This is a genomic window from Hymenobacter profundi (assembly GCF_019334315.1).
GTDB classification, from domain to species: Bacteria; Bacteroidota; Bacteroidia; order Cytophagales; family Hymenobacteraceae; genus Hymenobacter; species Hymenobacter profundi.
The window spans coordinates 23,502-45,929 of the sequence record NZ_JAHWGL010000024.1 but is presented as its reverse complement, the minus strand read 5'-3'; the positions used below and the strand labels follow the sequence as shown (position 1 = coordinate 45,929).

At 54.7% G+C, this 22,428-nt stretch carries 16 protein-coding genes; 8 read left to right on the top strand and 8 right to left on the bottom strand.

Annotated features, from left to right (window positions below; translation table 11 throughout):
- Positions 1–22: 22 nt before the first annotated feature.
- Both miaB and KYK14_RS08420 read right to left on the bottom strand, forming a co-directional pair.
- On the bottom strand, positions 23–1,483 hold the full coding sequence (gene miaB / locus KYK14_RS08425; protein WP_219158434.1) for a tRNA (N6-isopentenyl adenosine(37)-C2)-methylthiotransferase MiaB: 1,461 nt from the start codon (positions 1,481–1,483) through the stop codon (positions 23–25).
- A gap of 238 nt (positions 1,484–1,721) precedes the next feature.
- Complete coding sequence (locus KYK14_RS08420; RefSeq protein WP_219158432.1) at positions 1,722–2,417, bottom strand: HAD family hydrolase; 696 nt, start codon at positions 2,415–2,417, stop codon at positions 1,722–1,724.
- 53 nt (positions 2,418–2,470) lie between these two features.
- Here KYK14_RS08420 and KYK14_RS08415 point away from each other — a divergent pair, with 53 nt between their 5' ends.
- Entirely contained in the window at positions 2,471–3,109 is a 639-nt protein-coding gene (locus KYK14_RS08415) for a chloramphenicol acetyltransferase (RefSeq protein WP_219158430.1), read from the top strand.
- A gap of 147 nt (positions 3,110–3,256) precedes the next feature.
- Here KYK14_RS08415 and KYK14_RS08410 read toward each other — a convergent pair whose 3' ends face one another.
- Genes KYK14_RS08410 through KYK14_RS08395 form a run of 4 tightly spaced genes read right to left on the bottom strand, consistent with a single transcriptional unit; the run spans position 3,257 to position 7,979 of the window.
- Complete coding sequence (locus KYK14_RS08410) at positions 3,257–4,534, bottom strand: anthranilate synthase component I family protein (RefSeq protein WP_219158428.1); 1,278 nt, start codon at positions 4,532–4,534, stop codon at positions 3,257–3,259.
- 44 nt (positions 4,535–4,578) lie between these two features.
- Positions 4,579–6,084 (bottom strand): tetratricopeptide repeat protein, encoded by a 1,506-nt coding sequence (locus KYK14_RS08405; protein WP_219158426.1) that lies wholly within the window; start codon positions 6,082–6,084, stop codon positions 4,579–4,581.
- 55 nt (positions 6,085–6,139) lie between these two features.
- Positions 6,140–6,889 carry a zinc ribbon domain-containing protein gene (locus KYK14_RS08400; RefSeq protein WP_185283841.1) on the bottom strand — a complete coding sequence of 250 codons (750 nt, stop codon included), beginning with the start codon at positions 6,887–6,889 and terminating at the stop codon, positions 6,140–6,142.
- Entirely contained in the window at positions 6,879–7,979 is a 1,101-nt protein-coding gene (locus KYK14_RS08395) for a Nif3-like dinuclear metal center hexameric protein (RefSeq protein WP_246601744.1), read from the bottom strand. The genes KYK14_RS08400 and KYK14_RS08395 overlap by 11 nt, the downstream gene beginning before the upstream one ends.
- Before the next feature lie 497 nt (positions 7,980–8,476).
- On the opposite strand from KYK14_RS08395, the gene KYK14_RS08390 reads away from it, so the two are divergent.
- Genes KYK14_RS08390 through KYK14_RS08380 form a run of 3 tightly spaced genes read left to right on the top strand, consistent with a single transcriptional unit; the run spans position 8,477 to position 14,278 of the window.
- The gene (locus KYK14_RS08390) at positions 8,477–11,704 is read left to right on the top strand and encodes a SusC/RagA family TonB-linked outer membrane protein (RefSeq protein ID WP_219158424.1); all 3,228 of its coding nucleotides are present in this window, start codon (positions 8,477–8,479) and stop codon (positions 11,702–11,704) included.
- Positions 11,705–11,719: 15 nt separating this feature from the next.
- Entirely contained in the window at positions 11,720–13,582 is a 1,863-nt protein-coding gene (locus KYK14_RS08385; RefSeq protein ID WP_219158422.1) for a RagB/SusD family nutrient uptake outer membrane protein, read from the top strand.
- 9 nt (positions 13,583–13,591) lie between these two features.
- Positions 13,592–14,278 (top strand): DUF3823 domain-containing protein, encoded by a 687-nt coding sequence (locus KYK14_RS08380; protein ID WP_219158420.1) that lies wholly within the window; start codon positions 13,592–13,594, stop codon positions 14,276–14,278.
- Between the two features lie 63 nt (positions 14,279–14,341).
- Here KYK14_RS08380 and KYK14_RS08375 read toward each other — a convergent pair whose 3' ends face one another.
- Positions 14,342–15,022, bottom strand: a complete 681-nt coding sequence (locus KYK14_RS08375) for a uracil-DNA glycosylase family protein (protein WP_219158418.1) — start codon at positions 15,020–15,022, stop codon at positions 14,342–14,344.
- Between the two features lie 105 nt (positions 15,023–15,127).
- On the opposite strand from KYK14_RS08375, the gene lpxK reads away from it, so the two are divergent.
- The 4 genes from lpxK (at position 15,128) to KYK14_RS08355 (ending at position 21,123) form a co-directional block, all read left to right on the top strand.
- A complete protein-coding gene (gene lpxK, locus KYK14_RS08370; protein ID WP_219158416.1) occupies positions 15,128–16,183 on the top strand; it encodes a tetraacyldisaccharide 4'-kinase in 1,056 nt (351 codons plus the stop codon).
- Complete coding sequence (locus tag KYK14_RS08365) at positions 16,176–18,278, top strand: putative porin (RefSeq protein WP_219158414.1); 2,103 nt, start codon at positions 16,176–16,178, stop codon at positions 18,276–18,278. Before lpxK ends, KYK14_RS08365 begins: the two co-directional genes overlap by 8 nt.
- Positions 18,279–18,356: 78 nt before the next feature.
- Positions 18,357–18,953: a MiaE family protein gene (locus KYK14_RS08360; protein ID WP_208307314.1), complete on the top strand. Its 597-nt coding sequence runs from the start codon at positions 18,357–18,359 to the stop codon at positions 18,951–18,953.
- Between the two features lie 208 nt (positions 18,954–19,161).
- The gene (locus KYK14_RS08355) at positions 19,162–21,123 is read left to right on the top strand and encodes a glycoside hydrolase family 2 protein (protein ID WP_246601743.1); all 1,962 of its coding nucleotides are present in this window, start codon (positions 19,162–19,164) and stop codon (positions 21,121–21,123) included.
- Positions 21,124–21,251: 128 nt separating this feature from the next.
- Here the strand turns inward: KYK14_RS08355 and KYK14_RS08350 are convergent, their stop codons facing one another.
- On the bottom strand, positions 21,252–22,349 hold the full coding sequence (locus KYK14_RS08350; protein WP_219158412.1) for a glycoside hydrolase family protein: 1,098 nt from the start codon (positions 22,347–22,349) through the stop codon (positions 21,252–21,254).
- Positions 22,350–22,428 lie beyond the last annotated feature (79 nt).

Here is a 22,428-nt window from a genome sequence, read left to right as displayed (position 1 = left end):
GCTTGCTGATACACCCATTACTCTATACCGCTTCTCCCAATAGCGCCCCGCCGGTCGTGCTGCTCACGAATACGTTCACGTAATCGCCTTTCTGGAAGCTGCCTTTTGGGAAGATAACCACCTGGTTCTGGCTGTTGCGGCCGCTCAGGTGCTCTTTGGAGCGCTTGGAGGTGTTCTCTACCAATACTTTATGCACGCGGCCTACCATGCGGGCGTAGCGGGCGCGGGCGTGTAGCTGCTGCCGGTCGATGATTTCCTGCAAGCGGCGCTTCTTGGTTTCCAACGGAATGTCGTCTGCCAGCTTGCGGGCGGCTAGCGTGCCGGGGCGCTCCGAGTAGAAGAAGTTGTAGCCCATGTCGTACTGCGCGAAGTCGATGAGCGTCAGGGTATCCTGGTGCTCTTCCTCGGTTTCGGAGCAGAAGCCAGCAATCATATCAGTGGAGATGGCACAGTCGTCGCCAAGGATGCGGCGGATGGCCTGCACGCGTTCCTCGTACCAGGGCCGGTCGTAGGTGCGGTTCATTAGCGCTAGCACCCGCGAGTTGCCGCTCTGGGCAGGTAGGTGAATATACTTGCAGATGTTCTCGTGCCGCGCCATCGTGTGCAGCACCTCGTCGGTGATGTCTTTGGGGTGGGAGGTGGAGAAGCGCACGCGCAGCTCGGGGCTTACCAGCGCCACACGCTCCAACAGTTGGGCAAAGTTGACGCGCTCGGCGCCATCTTCGCTGGCCCACTTATAGGAATCTACATTCTGGCCGAGCAGCGTAACTTCTTTGTAGCCAGCTGCTACCAAGTCACGGGCCTCTTGTACAATGCTGTGCGTATCACGGCTGCGCTCGCGGCCGCGGGTGAAGGGCACTACGCAGAACGAGCACATGTTGTCGCAGCCGCGCATGATGCTGATGAAGGCCGTGACGCCGTTGCTGTTCAAGCGCACGGGCGTGATATCGGCGTAGGTTTCCTCACGGCTCAGCAACACGTTCACGGCCTTCTGGCCCCCGTCGACCTGTGAAATCAGTTGGGGTAGGTCGCGGTAGGCGTCGGGGCCGACTACTAGGTCTACAATTTTCTCCTCCTCTAAAAATTTGGTTTTCAGGCGCTCGGCCATGCAGCCTAACACGCCTACTAACATGCCTGGACGGCGCTTTTTGTGCGAGTTGATTTGCTTGAGGCGCATACGTACCGTTTGCTCAGCCTTCTCGCGGATGGAGCAGGTATTAAGCAGCACTAGGTCGGCGCCGGCCAGATCGTCGGTGGTGTCGAAGCCCTCGTTGAACAGAATGCTCGACACGATTTCGGAGTCGGAGAAGTTCATCTGGCAGCCGTAGCTCTCGATGTAGAGCTTGCGTTGCCGGCCGGTGCGGGTGGCCGGGCTCACGCGCACGGCCTCCGTGGGCTCGTGGGCATGCGTGGTGGCGTCTACCGACGGCGTATCGAGGGTAGGCGTATCAAGAAAATCGAGGGTAATCAGCGGTTGAGACATGGAGGCGCGCAGCTTCAGCTTCACATTTTGGGAGTGTCAAAGGTAAGGTTTTTACCGCAGAAATGACAGAATGGCAGAGGGGATGATGTGGTGATTGATGACGTGTTGATGTGTAGACTATTGTCATCCTAAGTAGAGCGAAGGACCTTATTACGTGAGAATGATGCTCGTAACAACGACTCGTTCTCACGTGATAAGGTCCTCCGCTCTGCTCAGGATGACAACTGTTTTCCATTCACTATCTCACCAATTCCAACACGGCGCGAATATCTTCAACCTGCTTGAAAGCAATACCTTCCAGCAGAGCTGGGTCAACATGCTCAAAAATCCAGTTGGTGTGGTAGGGGACGTGTACGGCCTGGAAACCCAGCCGCGCCACAGGCAGAATATCCGACTTCAGCGAATTACCAATCATCACAAACTCCTCAACCGTTGCGTTATAGCGCGTCAGGAGGCGGCGGTACGTGGCCTCGTCTTTCTCGCTGACTACCTCCACATGGTCGAATAGCTCGCCCAGGCCAGAGCGAGCAATTTTGCTTTCTTGATCGAACAGGTCGCCTTTGGTGAGCAGGAGTAGGCGGTGGCCGCGCCGGCGTAGCTCCGTGAGAACTTCCACTACGCCGGGTAGGGGCTCAATGGGAAAGCGCAGCAAGTCTTTGCCCATTTCTAGAATCTGTTGGATGTCGTTGCCCGTGACGGCGCCGTTGGTTAGTTGAATGGCCGTTTCGATCATGGAAAGCATGAACGACTTGGCGCCATAGCCAAACAACTGCATGTTGCGGCGCTGCACGGCGTTGAGGTGGGTGCTGATGTAGGCTACGTCGCCGCAGTGCGCCATAATCTCAAACAAACGGGTCTCTACCCGGTCGAAATGCGGCTGATTGGGCCAAAGGGTGTCGTCGGCATCAAAAGCAACCAAATAGGAAGCAGACATAAGGGAGCAGTAGAGAGGCTAGAAAAGCCGCGAAGTTACCGAACTTGCCGCCCATGAAACATCTCGTTGATCTGGCTTCCTGGAACCGCCGGGAGCATTTTGCCTTCTTTTCCACTTTCGATGAGCCCTTTTTTGGCTTGGTAGCACCGGTTGACTGTACCCAGGCGCGGGCTGAAGCGAAACGGCTGGGCGTGTCGTTTTTCCTGTATTACCTCTACCACTCCTTACAGGCTGCCAATCAGGTACCGGAGTTCAGAACGCGTATTGAAGACGGGCAAGTGTACCAATACGACCGGGTGCACGCCTCCGCCACCATCGGCCGGGCCGACCATACATTTGGCTTCTCCTTTATGGAAGCGCACGACGCGCTACCCGATTTTGTAACCGCCGCTACCGCCGAAATAGCGGCCGTGCAGGCCAGTACCGGCCTTCGGCTCAACGACACCACCGGCCGCCCCGACGTACTGCACTGCTCGGCCATTCCGTGGGTGCGTTTCAGCAGCCTTACCCACGCCCGCAACTTCCGCCACCCCGACAGCTGCCCCAAGATTTCATACGGCCAAACGTACGAGGAAAACGGCCGCATCTGGCTGCCCGTGGCCGTCAACGTCCACCACGGTCTTGCTGATGGCTACCACGTGGGTCAGTTTTTAGAGAAGTTTCAGCAGGGGCTGAATGGGGAAGAGGCTTGAGGATAGGAAGTCTGTCATCCTGAGCAGAGCGAAGGACCTTATCACGCCTGAACAAGTCGTTGTTACGAGTATCGTGCTAACGTGATAAGGTCCTTCGCTACGCTCAGGATGACACACGTTTTTTTACTCACTCACTCACTCACTCACTCACTCACTCACTTCCGCGCCTAGTACTTCCAGCATGGCCTTGGCTTTCAGCAGACACTCGGCGTATTCCTGCTCGGGCACCGAGTCATACGTAATAGCCGAGCCAACTTGAAACGAGAGGTAGCCCGTGTCGGCGCGGTATTGCATGGAGCGGATGACCACGTTGAACTCGAACGAGCCATTGGGCCAAGCGTAGCCGAGGCAGCCGCTGTAGAGGCCGCGGCGGGTGCGCTCGTACTGCTCGATGAGCTGCATGGCCCGTATCTTGGGGGCGCCGGTCATAGAGCCCATAGGGAAGGTAGCGCGCAAGATGTCTACCAAGTCTGCGTCGGGGCGCAACTCGGCTTCTATGGTCGAAATCATCTGCCACACATGGCGGAAGGGGTAGAGGCCGAACAGTTCCGGCACCCGCACCGAGCCGGTTTGTGCTACGCGGGCCAGATCGTTGCGCACCAAGTCCACAATCATGAGGTTCTCGGCGCGCTCTTTTTCGTTGTGCAATAGCTGGTAGCGTTGCTGCTCGTCCTCGGCTGGGGTAGTACCGCGCCGAATGGTACCTTTAATGGGTTGAGAAAGGATGACCGACTCATGCTGAGACAAAAATCGCTCGGGCGAGGCGCAGAGCAGGTAGTGGTCGGCTAACTTATAGAAGCCCGCAAATGGCATTGGCGAGGCTTCGTTCAGGCGCAGATACGTAGCCACGGGGTCGAGCACAACGTCCTCCGCGAAAAACTCCATGCACAGGTTCAGCTCGTACACTTCCCCATTCAAAATGTCTTCGCGCACGGCCTCTACGGCTGCTGTATAGTCGGCTTTGGGTAGGCGCGGGCGCATGGTGGCCACGCGGGGCGCAGCCGGGGTAGGCGGAACGGTGTCCAGAATAGCCGCCAGTACCTCGTCGGTATCACCATGAATCTCCAGCGCATCTTTGCGCCAATGCAGCCAGGTTTGGGGCGTGAAGAAATGCAGCGTGGGCCACTCCAGGCCAGTAAAATTGTGGCTGTGCAGAGCCTCTATCTCATTTTTTAGCTCATAGGTCAGAATGCCGAAGCGCGGCCCGGCAGGGGCCTTTTGCTGCATCCAAAGGCGCAATTCATCTAGACAGGTAGGAGAACCCGTAGCTGAATCAGCCACGCCCAGCAGCCGTTCAAACGGCCCATTGGGGTAGGACAAGTGGTGGTTGGGCTCGTAATAAGCGCAATAGCGATACTGCGTCGCCCATTGCAAGGCTTGCGCCCGAAAATCGGGTGGTAGCTCAGAGTAAGAGATAGTCAGCACAAAGCAAAGATGCAGGCAAAACGGGGTAGAATAGTGTGAATGCTTTACTGAGCCAACGCCGCCAGGGCCACTTTTGCTTTGGTATCGGTGCTATTTTTATACTCGTGCTTAGGGTAGCTGAGCGCCTTTTGAAAATACGAACGCGCCGTATCTTCTTTCCCATCAGTCTGATACAGATAGCCTAGCTGAAGGGCCGATTGCGGTGCGAAGTAGTAAGGGGCCGTGCCTGCCAAGGTAATCGTGCGCGCATAATAACGGCGGGCCGAGTCAGGCTGACCGTGTAAATGCCAAGCGCGGGCTTGACGATAAGGCCATTCTAGTCGGTCGCGCAGAGGAGTAGTGGGCGTGAGAACAAAGGTGCGTAGCGTGGCGAGTGCCTCGGGGTAGTAGCCGCCGTCGGTTTGCAGGCGGGCGCGGGTGAGGATGCGGTGGAGGGGTAGGGCGTCGTCGTAGAAACGCTGCGCATAGTGGTCTTCCTCCAGCACGTCGCGGCCCTGCGCGTCAATCTGCCGACGGTACTGCGTGGCGGCCGTTTGGTTGCCGCCCAGCCAAGCGGCCAGATAAAGCTTAAAGTACGCATCCTTGCGGTAGTGCTGGCCACGATATTCACGCAGAAATTGTTGATTTTCAGTTTCTGACGCCGCGTATTGGCCCTGATACAACAGCAGGTCGGCGGCCATGTGGTGCAGATAGGGCAGGGGGAGGTAAGCCGCGCCGGTAGGGCGGCTCCGGTAGGCGACCAGCGCCGCCGCCGTGTGGTGCAGTTTTTTGCGCTGACTAATCGTTAAATAGCTGAGCAGTAAGTTGTCAGGTTGTTGTGCGGCTAGTTGCTCAAACTGCTGGGCCGTCGCTTCGCCGTCTTTCAGATACGTTTCGCGGAGCAGCGCTAGAATCAGGCGCGACTCAAACTGAAAATCATGGGACGAGCGGGCGGCGGCCGTCAGGTTACGCAAGCCCGTTTCCACGCTACCCGGTAGGCCCAGTAGCTTCAGAAACCAGCGGTAGTTTTCGGGTAGTGAGCCAATAAAGAACTGAAGCATCCCCAGCGTTTTGCGGGCCGGCAGATAGGCGGGGTAGCGTTGGGCCACGGCCTGCATCTGCTGATAAGCCTGCCGCAGACTCCACGCCCCCCGAATCTCGTGCCCAAACGTGACCTGCGCCGCCGCCTGGTGCAGCCGAATTTCGGCACGGGCGTAGTCGGGCAGGGCACCGGCCTGCTTTTCCAACAAAGCCAGTCGCTGATCCTGCGCGGCCACGGTGGCCGCGTAACGCCCGGCATCCTGCGATACCAATAGTTCCGCAAAGTCGATGCAGTCCTGCACCAGTAGGGTCCCGGCAGCCGTGGCGGATTCGTTGCGTAGCAGGACGCGGGCCGTAGCGGGGCGCAGCTTCAGCAGTTCAGCGTAGGCGCGGGCAGCAGTGGGTGTGAGGGTACGCGGCGCTTCCCGCGAAGAGGCACCCACGCCGACGTGCGCGGCAAGAAGTAGTGCCGCGAGCAGCACATGCGTGACTATGCGTTGAGTAAGCAGGACGAAAAACCAACACCTCATATAGCAAAAAAGGAACGACCCAGGGGCCGTTCCTTTTCAAAATACAGCTGAAAACTTATTCAGCGCGGGCCGCTACATCAGCCAGAATCCGGCCGCAGTGCTCGCACACAATGATTTTTTTATGCGACATGATATCGGCTTGGCGCTGCGGGGGCACCGTGTTGAAGCAGCCACCACAGGCATCGCGCTTCACGGGCACCACGGCCAAGCCGTTGCGCACGTTGCCGCGAATACGGGTGTAGGCTGTCAGCAGGCGCTCTTCGATGGGCTGGGTAGCCTCACCGCGCTCGTCCATCAGCTTCTTCTCGTCGGCTTCGCTTTCCCCTACAATGGTTTGCAACTCAGCTTGCTTGTTGTCGAGATCCTTGCGTCGCTCATCGAGGCGCTGCTTGGTGCCGCTGATTTCGGTGTTTTTCTGCTCAATCTGATACTGAGCTTCCTTAATTTTCTTTTCCGAAATCTGAATTTCCAGCTTTTGCAGCTCAATTTCTTTGGCAATAGCCTCGTACTCACGGTTGTTGCGCACGTTTTGCTGCTGGTCCTCATACTTGCGAATAAGGCCATCGGCGTCCTTGGCGTTTTGCTTGCGCTGTTTGATCTGGTCGTTCAGGCCCGAGATTTCTTCGTCAAACTTGCTTACGCGTACTTCGTAGCCAGCAATTTCGTCCTCCAAATCCCGCACTTCTTCGGGCAAATCGCCCCGCACACGCCGAATTTCATCGAGTTGCGAGTCAATACGCTGCAAATTCAGCAACGCTTCCAGCTTACTAGCAACGGGGGTATCCGCGGAGGTATTAGAAATCATATCGAACGGGGTTGGTCAGGGTCTCAGCAATTAAGACCGCAAATTTACGGGTAAATGCGCTTGTAAGCAAGTCCCGGAAAATCTCGCTGGTAAACTGCTCACTTTCGTAGTGGCCCACATCGCACAGCATCAACTGGCCTTCGGCGGCAAAATACTCGTGATATTTCAAATCGCCGGTTACGTAGGCCTGTGCGCCGGCTGCCCTAGCTTTGCCGGTAAGGAAGCTGCCCGCGCCGCCACACAAGGCTACTGTTTTAATAGGCTGCGCAAACTCGGTGTATTTCACCACTGGCACGCCCAGTGCTGCCCGCAGCCGTGCTCGGAACTCCTGCGGTGGCAGCGGCTCAGGCAGTTCGCCTACCATACCGCTGCCTACATCCTGGTGCACATTTTCCAGCTTTATCAGCTCGTAGGCTACTTCCTCATAAGGATGTGCCTGCCGTAGCGCCCGCAGGGCGGCGCCTTGCAAGTGCAATGGTAGGAGCACTTCCACACGTTGCTCCTGGGCCGTTTCAGGTTGGCCGGGCGTACCCTGAAATGGGTTCGTGTCGGCACCAGGCGTGTAGGTGCCCGTGCCATCCGTGCGGAAGCTACACTGGGAGTAGTTGCCTACCTGGCCGGCACCAGCATCATATAGGGCCTGCAAAACGGCGTCGGTGTGAGTAGGCGGTACGTAGGTGACAAGCTTGCCCAGTGTGCCGAATTTAGGATCAAGAATGCGCAGGTTTTGCAGGCCGAGCTTGTCGGCCAGCTTGCGGTTGACGCCGTGGCGCACGTTGTCGAGGTTGGTGTGGGCAGCGTAGAGGGCTACATCGTGCTTAATAGCCTTCAACAGTGTTTGCTCCACTTCGTTGGCGCCGGTCAGTCGTTTCAGTGGCTTAAAGATGAGCGGGTGGTGCGCTACAACCACATTGCAGCCCCGCGCTAGTGCTTCATCTACTACCGCCAGAGTGCAGTCGAGGGCAATCAACACGCCTTTAACTTCCAACTGCGGATTACCGCATTGCAGCCCGGCGTTGTCGTAAGATTCCTGATAGGCAAGGGGCGCGGCTTGTTCCAGCACGCGCATGAGGTCGGCGAGGGTAGGCATTGGAGTAGGAAAAGTAATGTGCAAAAATAGCGCAACAGAATAGCCGCATGCCGTTGCGCTAATGAACTAGTCCAACTATCTAAACTAATGCTAACTCAAGTAGTCTATCGCAAACGTTTTCTTTCTATAACAGTGTGCAAACGTTTGTCTCTAATATTGTAAAAAGCCGTTTTCTTATAGTTCTTAGGACAGATAAATGAAAGACTGATGATTTTTTTGACACAATTGCTATTTTTTCGTGCTGATATTCAATATAATTAGCCCAGATTACACTAAATATAGAGGCGCGCATCCTGGAGTAAAGCTAAAGTTATGTCCCTCTTTTCACTGTCATATACTCCGCTGATGCAAACAATAGCCTTTTTTTGTGCAAATAATTGCAAACGTTTGCAGAGAGTAAGTAGAAGCCCATAGCTGCTATACATTATTCTTTGCCTTACACATTCTTTCCAACAGTTCTTTTACAAATACACCTTCACTAAAACGCTTTATACAGTATGAATAATCGAATACGCAATAAGCGGCAATGTAGCGTCAGGCAACATAGGCGAGTTGTTGTTCCAATTGTGCTATGTACGGCACTTGGGTTATCAGCCGGCTCACCCGTTCATGCTTCGCCTACAGCAGCCACAAACACTGCTCCCTTCGCCCTTACGCTGGCTGATATCACAGTGCAAGGTCGGGTAGTAGATGCGAAGGGGGATGCCATCCCAGGTGTCAACGTCGTGCAAAAAGGAACCAGTAATGGTGCTCAAACAGATGCAGACGGAAATTTTAGCTTGGTGGTACCCGAGGGCTCTACCTTAGTAGTATCCTTTATTGGTTATCAGACACAGGAAGTGTCTGCGACTGGCGGCGCACGACTCACCATTCAACTGGGAAATGACCAGAAGTCACTGGGCGAAGTAGTGGTAGTAGGGTATGGTACGCAGTCCAGGGCTACGGTAACGGGGGCCATTAGTACTACTAACTCTACTCAGCTAACTCGCACGCCAGCTACCACCACCTCTAGTGCCCTCGTAGGTAGGGTGCCCGGTATTTCGGCCCGCCAGCCCGACGCGCGCCCTGGCGGAGGCACCAATATTCAGATCCGTAATATGGGTAGTCCGTTGTTTGTTATTGACGGCGTAGTAGCTGACGAAGGTCAATTCAACAACTTAGGGCAGAATGATATTGAGAACATCTCAATTTTGAAAGATGCTTCGGCTGCTATTTATGGGCTTCGTGCTGCTAATGGTGTCGTGTTGGTGACGACGAAGCGGGGTACAAAAGGTAAACCAACCGTCAATATATCTGGCTACTACGGTTTACAAAACTTTACCCGCTTTCCGCATCCGGCCACTGCTTACCAGCACGTACGGGCATTGGCCGAAGCAGGCCAGAACCAAAATAGGGGTGCAATTAACGAGCCGGTAAAAGGCGAAAATATTACCCCGGAAGTGTTGGAGAAATGGCGTACGGGTGCTCCTGGCTATGAAAGCTTCGACTACTATAAAATGATATTTCGACCGAATGTACCGCAGACTTATATCAATGGTAGTATATCAGGCGGCTCAGACAATATTCGGTTCTATGTGTCGGGCTCCCATTTAAGTCAAGATGCTCTTATTCGAGATTTCCACTTCAAGCGGACCAACCTACAAGCCAATATAGACGCAAACATCACGAAGCGGCTAACCATTGGTACGCAGATTTCCGGGCGTATTGAAGACCGCTATACACTAGGAGTACCTGGGGGAGATGACTATTTTAATCCGTTGCTGAGCGTGTTCAGTATGTGGCCTACCGAGCGGCCTTATGCCAACGATAACCCCAATTACATCAATCAAACGCACAACGTTAACGTGAATCCAGCCACGTATACGGAAGACGTTACGGGGTATTTTCAGGACTACTGGCGGGCTGGCAAGGTTAACGTAACAGCCCAGTATGACTTTGATTTTGGCTTAACTGCGAAGGTAATTGGGTCTTACAGCTTGGCCAACCGCATTGCAAACGGTTTTGAATACACTTACAATGCCTATCGGTACAATGCAGCCACGGATACCTACGAAACTAATCCTTCGTTCGGTAACCAAAACCCATATCGTGAAAGACGGACCCGAAACGTTATTGACCGATATGGGCAGTTTCAATTAAATTATAATAAAACGTTTGGCGACCATGGAGTAGCGGCCGTAGCGGCGTATGAGCGTTATGACACGGATGACCGAGAGTTTGGTCTTAACACAGTCCCTCCCAATAACACCATTCCGCTGCTATTATTCGCCAACGCCCGCAACCTGGATGATGCTATCCGGGAGCAGGCACGTGCAGGTTATATTGGTCGCGTCAACTACAATTACAAACAGAAGTATCTGGTCGAAGTATTAGGTCGCTATGATGGTTCCTTTCTGTTTCGGGAAGGTAGCCGCTATGGTTTCTTCCCTGGCGCTTCGCTGGGTTGGCGCATCACCGAAGAGCCTTTCATCAAAGAACGGGTTGGAAATGTGCTGAGTGAACTGAAGCTGCGCGGTAGCTATGGCCGTACGGGTAGCGATGTTATCAACAACAACTTTATTGTAGACCGCTTCAGCTACGTTGGTGGCTATCAATTTCCTGATCGTAGCTCCATCTTCAATGGTAGCTACGTAATTGGTATCGACCCGCGTAATCCTCCCATTACTACGCTGTCGTGGGTGACAAACCAAACGGCAAATATTGGTATAGATGCTGGTTTTCTGGAAGGTAAGCTAACAGGACAGTTCGATATCTTCGAGCGTCGTCGTAAAGGGTTGCTTGCTGGCCGCTACGACGTACTGCTGCCCAACGAGGTAGGCTATCCGTTGCCCCCAGAGAACCTTAATTCCGATGCCGTGCGCGGAATGGAAGGTATTATAACGTATTCCAGCGCTGTAAATGACTTTACGTATACAGTGAGTGCGCACGCTACTATGGCCCGCAACCGGGATTTGAAGCAGTATAAACCTCGTTTTGGTAATTCCTGGGAGGAATATCGTAGCTCGATTAACGACCGGTGGGCATATCTTAACTGGGGCTACCAGGTAATTGGTCAATTCCAATCGGAGCAGCAAATTGCTGAATACGCAGTCAACAATGATGGGCAAGGCAACCGCAACCAGTTGCCAGGTGATCTGATTTACAAGGACGTAAATAATGATGGGGTCATTAATTATCTCGACGAACGGCCTATCGGCTATACGGAAGGAGCAACACCCTATTTCACTTACGCGCTCAACACCAGTCTAGGATACAAAGGCTTCTCGCTCAACTTCGATTTGGTAGGAGCTGGCATGCAAACCTACCGCCGCGAGGTAGAGCAGCGCATTCCTTTTCAGAACAACGGCACGTCGCCCAACTACCTCTTCGAGGATCGGTGGCACCGCGAAGACCCCTTTAATAACGACAGCCCCTGGATTCCAGGTAAGTTTCCGGCTATCCGGCGCGATGATGGCGGCCACCCGAACTACAACCGCCGCAGCGACTACTGGCTCACCAACGTGCGGTATCTGCGCGTGCGCAATCTAGAACTGGCCTATACAGTTGGCAAACCTTTCCTAGAGCGATTTGGGGTAGGATCGTTGCGCGTGTACATCAACGGTACCAATCTCTACTCATTTGACAACCTAAAGGAGTTTGATCTAGACCCAGAAATTTCGAATAACGGTGGCTTGGTATATCCGCCCCAGCGCCTCTACAACGCGGGTTTCTCTATCGGCTTCTAACCTTCCTATTTCATCATGCAACTTACCTATAAAACACTTGCACTTAGTGCCGGACTACTCCTAAGCCTTTCTGCCTGTGAAAAGGACTTTCTGGAGCGAGACCCACCTAACATTGTGCTGGATGAGCAGATCTGGAATGATGCTACGCTGATTACTAGTCTGCTCGCTAACAACTACGACCGCCTACCGGCTCACTCCCAGATAGATGCTGGCTGGGAGCAATTTGCGGCGTACGACGAAGCTACGTGGTCGGGCGGTGGCGATGGGTCTAATAACCTAGTTGATTATGGCTACGGCCGGTGGTTCAACTGGGATTATGGCCTGATTCGCGATATCAACTTAGCGCTAGAGAACATTGATAAGTATAGCACGACGCTACCTGAGGCGCAGAAAAACCAATTCAAAGCAGAGTTTCGCTTTTTGCGAGCCTACATGTACTTTGAGATGGTGAAACGCGAAGGCGGTGTTCCACTGGTTACGCAGCAATTGATTTACGACTTCAGTGGCGACCCCTCACCGCTGCAAAAACCTCGCGATACAGAGGCTGCTGTATACGATTTCGTGGCCAGTGAGCTGGATGCTATCAAAAACGATATTGGCAACGACGGTAGTAACACACGGGCTAACCGGTACGCGGCTATGGCGCTCAAGAGCCGTGCGATGCTGTATGCCGCTTCTATTGCCAAATACAATGCAGAGTCGGGGCTGAATATTCAAACACCTGGTGGAGAAGTAGGTATTCCTGCTAGTCGGGCAAGAGAATATTATCAAAAATCGCTAGATGCATCCAAAGAAGTACTAGCCGGTCCCTACCAGTTGTATACCACGAACCCGAATCTGGGCGAGAACTTTTACGATGCCATCACCCGAAAAACATCTAATCCGGAAGTAATTCTGGCGAAAGACTTTCTAGTGGCCAGAGACCGGCGGCACGGGTTTACCTATGATAACATTCCTCGCGGTATTCGGGAAGACAACTTATCCTCTTCCATTATAACTCCTGCACTGAATCTGGTAGAGGCATATGAATATCTGGATGGAACATCCGGCGAAATAAAAACTCGTACGGCGGATAATTCCGATTTCATTTACTACGATAATCTGAGCGCACCCTTTGCCAATAAAGACGCACGGCTCTACGGCACGGTTATTTATCCCGGTACTACGTTTGCCGGGCGTGAAGTGCAGATTCAGGCGGGGGTAATGGCCTGGAACGGTAGTTCCTATAACACCTTAGAAGGTGGTCTAGCAAGTACATACGGTCCGCCTACCTATCCCAATGGCGACAATAAATTGCTAACGGGTAGCTCGGGGCCGCAGCGCTCAGAGGTAGAGGTCACGAACACAGGATTTTATCTGCGTAAATATATTGACGCAACACCAAAGGCCAGTACACGCGGCGTACTGAGTGACACATGGTGGGTGCGTTTCCGTTTGGGCGAAGTATTACTTAATGCTTCGGAAGCGGCTTTGGAATTGGGAAATGAGGCCGAGGCACTAACGTACGTAAACCGCGTACGACAACGAGCTGGCTTTCCTGCCAATAGCCTAACCTCGCTTACTCGTCTACGATTGGAAAACGAGCGTCGGGTGGAACTGGCGTTCGAAGATCATCGGGTGTGGGATTTAAGACGTTGGCGTCGGGCTCACGTTTTGTGGAATGGTAACAGCGCCAACCCCAATGCGGTACTGTATGCGTTGTACCCTTATCGCATTGTGCGGCCTGGCGATTCCCGTGATGGTAAGTATGTGTTTTTGAAGTTGCAAGCACCACGTTTCCGTGCGCCGCGCAACTTCCGCTTGGGCAATTATTATTCAGCTATTGACCAGGGCGTACTCAATAATAATCCTAAACTTGTTCGTAACCCCTTCCAATAAGGCCTACTCATGAAAGCACTATTGTATAGCCTACTAGCTGGCGCTGTTTTGCTGGCAAGCTGCGCCAAAGACAACGTTGACCCACCAAGTTCTATACTAAGTGGTCGGATTGTATATCAGGATCAAGTTGTAGGGGTTAGATCCAATTCCTCGCAGGATTTAGGCAACAGATCAACTATGCTGGAGTTGTGGCAGCCAGGATATCAGTTCTTCGAAAAGTTCCCAATCTTCGTCGATCAGGATGGTACTTTCACTGCCACGCTCTTTGATGGCGACTACCAGATGGTACGTACCCGCGGCAATGGTCCTTGGGTGGATAATACGGATACCATTGAGGTGCAGGTGCGTGGTAATACAGTACTAGATGTACCTGTACAACCATACTTCACTATTCAAAATCCATCTATTCAAAGAAGCGGATCCACTGTAACGGCTACATGCCGGGTAAAACAAGAGGTTTCCACGAGAAATATCGACCAGGTTACGCTATTTATAAGTCGGACTCAGTTTGTAGATAACGTTAACAATACAGCGCAGAACGCGAAGAGTGGTGCTGCTCTGGCTAATTTAAATCAAGATTTAAGCTTCTCGGTTTCCGTACCAGCCTCGAATAAAGGAATCGTATACGCCCGTATTGGGGTGCGAGCTGCTGGAACAGGAGAATTTATTTTCACACCAGTTCAAAAGCTTGAGTGAGACGTTAGCTATACTAACCACAAAAAAGGCGGTCCAACGACCGCCTTTTTTGTGGTTAGTATATTAGAGTAAGAGGTGGCCTAATACATCTACGTACCGCGCTACGTTGTCGGCCAGTGCCCGGCGCTTATACTGCATGAGGTAGCGCGGGTGGTCGAGGATGTGCAGGGTGTCGAACAACTGCAATTCATCATTGAGTCGCTGAAAGTACTGCCCGTTGCGGCGGCCCAGGCACACGGCGGCGTGGCGGGCCAGCCCTACTTCCGTAGTCATTTGTTGCAGGGAGTGCTGGATGTTGGGCCACAAAGCCTGCGTCACGGCCGGCGAGTCGTAGAAATTATAGTTTAAGTCGTTTTTCAATAGTACTAAAGGGTAGAGTGAGCCAAGAAAAAAATGTTCGTAGAACACCTGCGGCCCGCCCATTGCTACAATCACAGCCTGCACAAACTCGCTACTCGGTTCGCGGCGGCGCGGCAGATCGTTAGCTATGCCCCAGGCCGAGAGGGCAGTAGGGTCGGTGAAAGCCACGCCAGTGCGGCCATTGCCCAGCCGGCCGGGGTTGATGCCCAGCAGCGCTACGCGCGGGCGGTTGCTAGCGTAATAGCGCTGGGCAAACTGCGTAAGCAGCCGCAGCGGCTCGGGCTGCTGGTAGGGGCTCACCGCTACCACATTGTCGGGTAATGGTGCGGCGGGTAGCGGAAACGTGGTAAGAAACGATAGCAGGCGGTCGGCGAAACTAGACATGGGCAGGGTAGGGGTTACGCTTTCCTACGACCTATTCACCGCCGATGGTCGGGTTTGCTGCGCTTTTCCCGCTACTTTTGCTGGCCCGTTCATCCCCCGTTGTTGATGCCCACGCTGCTGATCCTCTTGCTGCTGCCTGTTGCCTGGCTCTACGCCGGGGTAATGCACGTGCGCAACTGGTTGTACACCAAAGGAATCAAGAAAAGCGAGCAGTTTCCGATATCTGTGTTAAACGTCGGCAACCTGCGGGTAGGCGGCACCGGCAAAACGCCCCACGTGGTCTGGCTGACGCGCCAGCTGCTTCGGCACGGTCAGCACCCCGCTATTCTGAGCCGGGGCTATGGCCGCCAGACCCGCGGCTACCGCCTCGCAACCCCCTCCGACACCGCCCAAACCATTGGCGATGAGCCCCGGCAGTATGAGCAAGATTTCGCGGGACAAGTACCCGTGGCCGTGAGTGAAGACCGATGCGCCGGCATTCGGCAACTACTGGGGCTACCCCAGCCACCTACCGCCGTGGTCCTCGATGATGCCTACCAGCACCGCCGCGTACGTCCTACCCTCAACCTGTTGCTCACCGAGCAGCAGCGCCCGTTTTACGAGGACTACGTGCTGCCTGCCGGGCGCTTGCGCGAAAGCCGCGCTGGTGCCCAACGGGCTGACGCCGTGATTGTAACGAAGTGCGACCCTCACCTCAGCGCCGACCAGCAGCAGGATATTGCGCGGCGCGTGCGACGCTATGCCCGGCCCCAGGTACCGGTCTTGTTCTCAGCGTATCAATACGGCGCTCCGGTGGCTGTAAATCAACCGCAAGAAATTGAAAGCCAGTATATAGTGCTGCTGACGGGCATTGCCAATCCTGTGCCGTTACGTGCGTATTTGGAGACGGCAGGGTACCAGATTGTAAGCCATGCGGCTTTTGCCGACCACCATTTGTTCAGCGAAACGGAGCTTCGGCAGGTAGCTGCGCAATTACGGCCGGGTGTTAGCGTTTTCACCACGCAGAAAGATGCAGCCCGTCTACAAGTGCCCGCGTTGCGGGCGGTAGTAGCCAGCTGGCCTTTATTTTATATTCCGATTGACGTGCAGTTCTTGGCTGATGGCGAAAACCGTTTGCTGGCGCTGCTGACACCTATTTTTCAGCCCCACGCTGTTGTCTGATTTGTTTCGTTTCCTGCTTGTGAGCCGGCTGCTGCGCCGGTGGTTATCGTTGCCGCCGAATCGGGGGAGCTGGTTGGGCCTACTGACTACGCTGGTATTGCTGTTACCCTTGGCCGCCAGCGCCCAGATTGTAGACGACTCTACCAAGGTGCTCTACGGGCCTAAAACCACGTTCATCATCCGGGAGGCCGATGTGCTGCGCGATACCATCACGCCAGTGATGGTGGATACCACTCTCACACGCCTACCCCAGCAGCGCTACTGGCTGCACGACAGCACGTTTCAGCAGGATCTGGGCAACCTGGGCACTGCTACCCGGCCGCTGTTGTGGCAGACCAATACGCAGCTGGGCAACCGCCTGGGGCGCAACGTATTCGATAAGTACGCCATCAATCCGGCTACCATTCCCTACTACGATACCCGCTCGCCCTACTCGTATTTTCAGTTCAATCTGGGTAGTACCGGCGAGTCGACGTTCCGGCTTTCGTACGCACGCAGCGTGAAGAAGTACTTCAACGTAGGCGCGGTATACGAACGATTTACGTCGACCAAAACCCTGGCCGACGTAACGGGCCGCAACGACTTGGTGCGCCACACCAACGTGCTGGTATTTATGCGCTATCAGTCGCCCAACGACAGGTACCACGGCCTGTTCAACGTGACAACGGCCCGGCACCGCGCCATTGAGCAGGGCGGCATCCGGCGTAATAGTGATTCGGCAGCAGCCGATTCCTTGGTTAGAAATGGGTTATTGTTCCTACAACCCAGTACGCAAACAGTATGGTTGCAGACAGCTGCTGGTGGTGCCACCGCCGCCAACGAGGAGGAGCGTAACAACGTGCACCTAGCGCACACCTACCGGCTGCTGGGGCAGGGCCTCACGGCCTTTCATGTGCTGGATTACAGTTCCCAGCGCAACCGCTTCTACGACAATGGTATTGTACGCGTAGGCGGCCGGCCGGAATATCCAGGCTACCCCAATACCTTCCTCAATCTCACCAAAACCAACGACATTGCTACCTATCATCAGGTGGAAAATACGCTGGGCTTTCTGGGGACTACGGTCTGGAAGGAGTCATTAGTGGAGTATCGCGTGTACGCCCGTCGCCGCGACATTAGCCTTCGCATGGAGAGCTTGTTTTCTACCATCACCGGCACCGACTCAGCGGGCCGCGCGCCGAAATTGATAGGACCTGCTATTCCAGCTACTAATAGACTTCAGTCAATAGATACCTACCGAGGAGCAGGTAATGCTTTTGTTGGGCAAATATTCTTGGGTGGCAATGCAGCATTCAACTACAAGCAATTTGCCATTCAAACAGAAGGAGAATATTTGCTGCCAAGAGGTGAATATAAGGTGCGTGGTCAAGCCAGATTAGGTCCTCTGACGGGCGAGATACTCCTTGTTGGCTATTCGCCTACCCTTACTCAGCAGTTATTTAGCGGTAATCACTTTCAATGGGAGTACCGGCCTAACAAGAGTGATAGTACTTTAGATAATACAAATGTTCAGCAGTTCTCAGCCCATATTTCGCAGAAACTTGGCCGTCATCAATTCAATGCCTCTGGCTCATTTATAAGTATCCTTGATTTAGTATATTATGGTACCGATGGGAAGCCACGTAACGCCAGTGCTCAACAGCTTTACATCCTCACGGCCCGGCACCGCTTCAACTACGGCAAGTTCTATTTCGATAACCAGGGAACCTTCACGTATAGTGGCCAGGGAACTAGTGACGACGACCCGATTCGTATCCCGGAGCTGGTGTCGCTGTCGCGGGTGTATTATCAGAACGAGATTTTCCGTAAGGCGCTGTTTGGGCAGATTGGGGCCGAGATGTACTACCAGTCGAGCTACCGGGCGTATCAGTACAGCCCCAGCACCCAGCAGTTTTATCTGCAAAACAGCTTCGAGATTCGCAACTACCCGGTCATCAACGTGTTTCTGGCCGCCGATGTGAAAACGGTAGGTGTGTTTGTGAAAGTGGCCTACCTCAATCAGGGCCTGGCTGGCAACGGCTACTTCACCACGCCGTACTACACGGCCCAGCAGCGCCGCATCCAGTTCGGCATCCGCTGGCAGTTCTTTAATTAGGGTCTTGGGGTCTTAGTTGATATTCTTTACTTGTTAACCATCGACTACGCCCTTCAAAATCCAAGACCCCAAGACCTCATGAAAGAAAAAACCATCCTCAAGCTCAAGCTGAATACCGACCCGCGGTGGGTGGATATTGCCAGCAAAAACATCGAAGATATTCTCGTCGACCACGCCTATTGCGAGCAGAAGGCGGCCAGCACCGGCATTTCACTGATTGTGAAGTATCCCGAGAAAACGCGGTTGGTGGACGAACTGACGCTGCTGGTGGCTGAAGAGTGGAGCCACTTCGAGCGGGTGCTGGAAGAGTTGCGCAAGCGTGGCCACCAACTGGGCCGCCCCCGCCGCGACGAGTACGTGGTGCAGCTGATGACGCACGTACGCAAGGGCGGCGCCCGCGAGCGGCAGCTCATGGACCAGCTCTTGGTATCGGCCCTCATTGAAGCCCGCAGCTGCGAGCGGTTCAAGCTGCTCTGGAAACACATTCCAGACCCCGACCTGAGCCAGTTCTATTACGAGTTGATGGTGTCGGAAGCCGGCCACTTTGTGAGCTACGTGGACTTGGCCAAAGAATACTGCGACCCCAAAGACGTAGACATCCGCTTGCAGGAGCTGCTGAAAATTGAAGGCGATATTGTGACCAACTTGCCCGTGCGCGACGACCGAATGCACTAACTGGCAAGAGTAGGTAGCAGGCTACTGTAGAGTTAGATAGGGTAGGGGAAAGAGTAGGTACGCAGTACGGAGGAAGTAAGCAGCCTTTAGGGTAGAAGGCAGTCCTTAGGCAAGCCGGGTATATCGTGTAGTTTCAAACGGATATGCTATACTACGGCTTACGGCTCACCGGCCATTCCGCGCTTCCACTCACCAAAACCCTACCTGCATGATGCACTTAAAACGCATTAGTTTACTCGCCAGCCTCGGCGCGGCCTTGCTCGGCGCGGCGCCCAACGCTCGGGCGCAGGCGCCAGCCACTACCACCCCCGAGGTGCGCAAGGCGCCCATTATGAGCCGATGGGAGAAGAAAGTAACCCCCGACAACGCCTGGCGCGAGTACCCGCGCCCCCAACTGGTGCGCCCGCAGTGGCAGAACCTGAACGGACAGTGGGACTACGCCATTACCACCCAAACGGTGCCTGCGCCTACCTCGTTCGAAGGGAAGATTCTGGTGCCCTTCTGCGTGGAATCAACCCTTTCGGGCGTAACTAAACCTCTGCGCCCCGAGCAGCGCCTTTGGTACCGCCGCTTCCTGCAAGTGCCCACGCAGTGGCAGGGGCAGCGAATACTGCTGCACTTTGGGGCCGTAGACTATGAATGCAGCCTCTGGCTGAACGGTGGACTGGTGGGCAGCCACACTGGTGGTTCTGACCCATTTAGCTTCGACATTACAGATTTTCTAAAGACTGAAGGCGACAATGAGTTGGTGCTGGGCGTGACGGACCCCAGCTCCACCGGCGAGCAGCCCCGCGGCAAGCAGGTCACCAACCCCGAAGGCATTTGGTACACACCCGTGTCGGGTATCTGGCAAACGGTGTGGATGGAGCCAGTGCCCACCGCCGGCTACCTCGAAGAGGTGCGCCTGACGCCCGAGGTAGACTCCAGCCGCCTGCGCGTGGAGGCGCTCCTGCACCGCCCGGTTAGCGAAAGAAATTACACCAGCGCCATCCGCGTCACGGCCATGGATGGGAAGAAAACGGTGGCTAGCACAGTGGTTAAGGTAGGGCAGGTGGCCTACCTCACCATCGCCAAACCCAAGCTCTGGTCGCCCGACAAACCGTTTCTGTATGATGTGAAGACGGAGCTAGTGACCGTGGAAGACCCCTTCGGCGACATGGCCCGCAACCAGCGCCCCCGCGGCGGCCGGGCCTTAGCCGACGCCTACGCCAAGGCCTCTGTGGTAGGCACGCCTACAGATGTAGTGACGGGCTACTTTGCCATGCGCAAGATTTCGCTGGGGCCGGGGCCGGTACAGGGGCAGCCCGTATTGCTGCTCAACGACAAGTTTGTGTTTCAGAATGGTCCGCTCGACCAGGGTTGGTGGCCAGCCGGGCTGCTCACGCCGCCTTCGGATGAGGCCATGATTTTTGAGCTGGACTTTCTGAAACAATCCGGCTTCAACATGTTGCGCAAGCACATCAAAGTAGAGCCCGACCGCTACTATTACCAGGCCGACCGGTTGGGAATCTTGATTTGGCAGGACATGCCCTCCGGCTTCCTGGATCATACCTCGCAAAACGACCACAACGGCGTGAAGCAGGAACCGCTGCGTCGCTCGCTGGCCAAAGAGCAATTTGAACTGGAGCTGCACCGCATGATAGACCGCCTCTACAACCACCCCAGCATCGTGACGTGGGTAGTGCACAACGAGGGCTGGGGCGAGTACGACAACCAGCGCCTGGCTGCCCAAACGCAGAAGCTCGACCCGAGCCGCCTGGTAAATGCCGTGAGCGGCTGGAACGACCGGGGCGCCGGCGACTTTTTCGATATTCACACCTACGAGGAGGAGCCCCGCGCGCCCGAAGCCAAGCCGAATCGAGCGATAGTGATTGGTGAATTTGGGGGCATTGGCTGGCCTATCGAAGGGCACCTCTGGAACCCCGAGATGCGCAACTGGGGCTACCAGACCTACCACGACGCTAAAACCGTGGAAGAAGCCTACCGGAAGAAATACGCCAAAATCATCGATTACTATCAAAATCGGGCACTTTCTGCCGCCGTCTACACTCAAACCACCGACGTAGAAGGCGAGGTAAACGGCCTGCTGACGTATGACCGGGAGGTCATCAAAATTCCGGTGAAAACGCTGCGCAAAATTCACGCGCCGCTATTCAAGGAGGTGAAATAAGCTACTTTGAAAGGCCGTCATGCTGAGCGGAGTCGAAGCATCTCTACTGGTAGTAATCACTCACGGTAGAGATGCTTCGACTCCGCTCAGCATGACGGCTTTTTCTTGTCTATAAAGCAAAGAAAACGCTACTGCGCTGTGTTTACCTGCGCCGAAGCTGTTTTCAGCGCCAGCAACGCCCCATCCGACACGTCGCCGAACAACGATACGCCGGCCGCGCCGTTGCGAAGCGCGTTGGTAATGCCTTGCTGTACTTCCTGATTATTTTTGAAATCGGGTAGAAATAGGCCGGCGTACAGTGGAAATTTTCCGTTTAGGGCCTGCACGCCTTCAGCCACGGCCTGCCCAATCCAGGCCACGTTTTCCTTGTAGAAACCGTGGTAGATCATGGGGCACACGCCGCTGATGTTCCAGTTCACCCAGTCCTGCTTCACGTTGCGGTGAGCAATATCGGGGGTAGGGAACACGGCGGCCGTCATGGGCTTCTTGTATTGCTGGGCCACCTTCATCAGTCGCTCTACCACCCGGTTCACACGCTGGTAGCGAAACAGGCGCCACGAGGGGCTAGCCTCCGGGTACTGCACCGTGTCGATATCAATGCCGTGCTCGGCCTTATAGGCGGCTTTGCAGACCGAGCAGTAGCAGAAATCGTACTCCGGCAACTCGCTGGTCTGCACAATGTTGTACTTGTCCCACAGATTCACGGGGAGGATTACGTCGCAGAACCGTACGTAATCGAGGTGCACGCCGTCCACGTAGTCCTTTTTGAGAGCGGCAGCGTAGTCGTCTTCGAGGTACTTTTTCACCTCCTCGCGCGAGGGGCACAGCCAGCGGTAGTAGTCTACATAGGGCGGGTGGGTAGCGCAGGACTTGCCCGTGCGGCTCACGGCGTACCACTCGGGGTGGGCTTGCAGCAAGGACTTTTCGCCGCGGTTCATGGTCCAAATCCAGCGATGGGCCTCCAGCTTCTGGGCTTTAGCGGCGCGGCAGTGCTTTTCGCTGTCGGCCTCGAAAAAGATGCCGCGTACGCCTGCTTCGTAATACTTGCGGTAGCGCTCAGCCAGTTGCTGCTCGGTGTCTTTGGCGTCGGGATTGGTCCATACCCAATGTTTCCAACGGGTTTTGGGAGCGACTGCGGGCACGGCAGCGGTGGCCACGCTGGGCAATAAGGTGGCTGAAAGGCCCGCTACTACGCTGTTTTTAACGAAATTTCGCCGGCTGGTCATAGGGTTGAAGGGTTTTGGAGGTAGGGCAAAGAAAGTCAAGGCGAATATAACAGTACTGTCATCCTAAGCTTGCGAAGGA

Excerpts from the sequence above, each read along its gene's own strand:
- miaB (WP_219158434.1), bottom strand. The coding sequence starts at position 1,483 with ATGTCTCAACCGCTGATTACCCTCGATTTTCTTGATACGCCTACCCTC.
- KYK14_RS08420 (WP_219158432.1), bottom strand. The coding sequence starts at position 2,417 with ATGTCTGCTTCCTATTTGGTTGCTTTTGATGCCGACGACACCCTTTGG.
- KYK14_RS08415 (WP_219158430.1), top strand. The coding sequence starts at position 2,471 with ATGAAACATCTCGTTGATCTGGCTTCCTGGAACCGCCGGGAGCATTTT.
- KYK14_RS08405 (WP_219158426.1), bottom strand. The coding sequence starts at position 6,084 with ATGAGGTGTTGGTTTTTCGTCCTGCTTACTCAACGCATAGTCACGCAT.
- KYK14_RS08400 (WP_185283841.1), bottom strand. The coding sequence starts at position 6,889 with ATGATTTCTAATACCTCCGCGGATACCCCCGTTGCTAGTAAGCTGGAA.
- KYK14_RS08395 (WP_246601744.1), bottom strand. The coding sequence starts at position 7,979 with ATGCCTACCCTCGCCGACCTCATGCGCGTGCTGGAACAAGCCGCGCCC.
- KYK14_RS08390 (WP_219158424.1), top strand. The coding sequence starts at position 8,477 with ATGAATAATCGAATACGCAATAAGCGGCAATGTAGCGTCAGGCAACAT.
- KYK14_RS08385 (WP_219158422.1), top strand. The coding sequence starts at position 11,720 with ATGCAACTTACCTATAAAACACTTGCACTTAGTGCCGGACTACTCCTA.
- KYK14_RS08380 (WP_219158420.1), top strand. The coding sequence starts at position 13,592 with ATGAAAGCACTATTGTATAGCCTACTAGCTGGCGCTGTTTTGCTGGCA.
- KYK14_RS08375 (WP_219158418.1), bottom strand. The coding sequence starts at position 15,022 with ATGTCTAGTTTCGCCGACCGCCTGCTATCGTTTCTTACCACGTTTCCG.
- lpxK (WP_219158416.1), top strand. The coding sequence starts at position 15,128 with ATGCCCACGCTGCTGATCCTCTTGCTGCTGCCTGTTGCCTGGCTCTAC.
- KYK14_RS08360 (WP_208307314.1), top strand. The coding sequence starts at position 18,357 with ATGAAAGAAAAAACCATCCTCAAGCTCAAGCTGAATACCGACCCGCGG.
- KYK14_RS08355 (WP_246601743.1), top strand. The coding sequence starts at position 19,162 with ATGATGCACTTAAAACGCATTAGTTTACTCGCCAGCCTCGGCGCGGCC.
- KYK14_RS08350 (WP_219158412.1), bottom strand. The coding sequence starts at position 22,349 with ATGACCAGCCGGCGAAATTTCGTTAAAAACAGCGTAGTAGCGGGCCTT.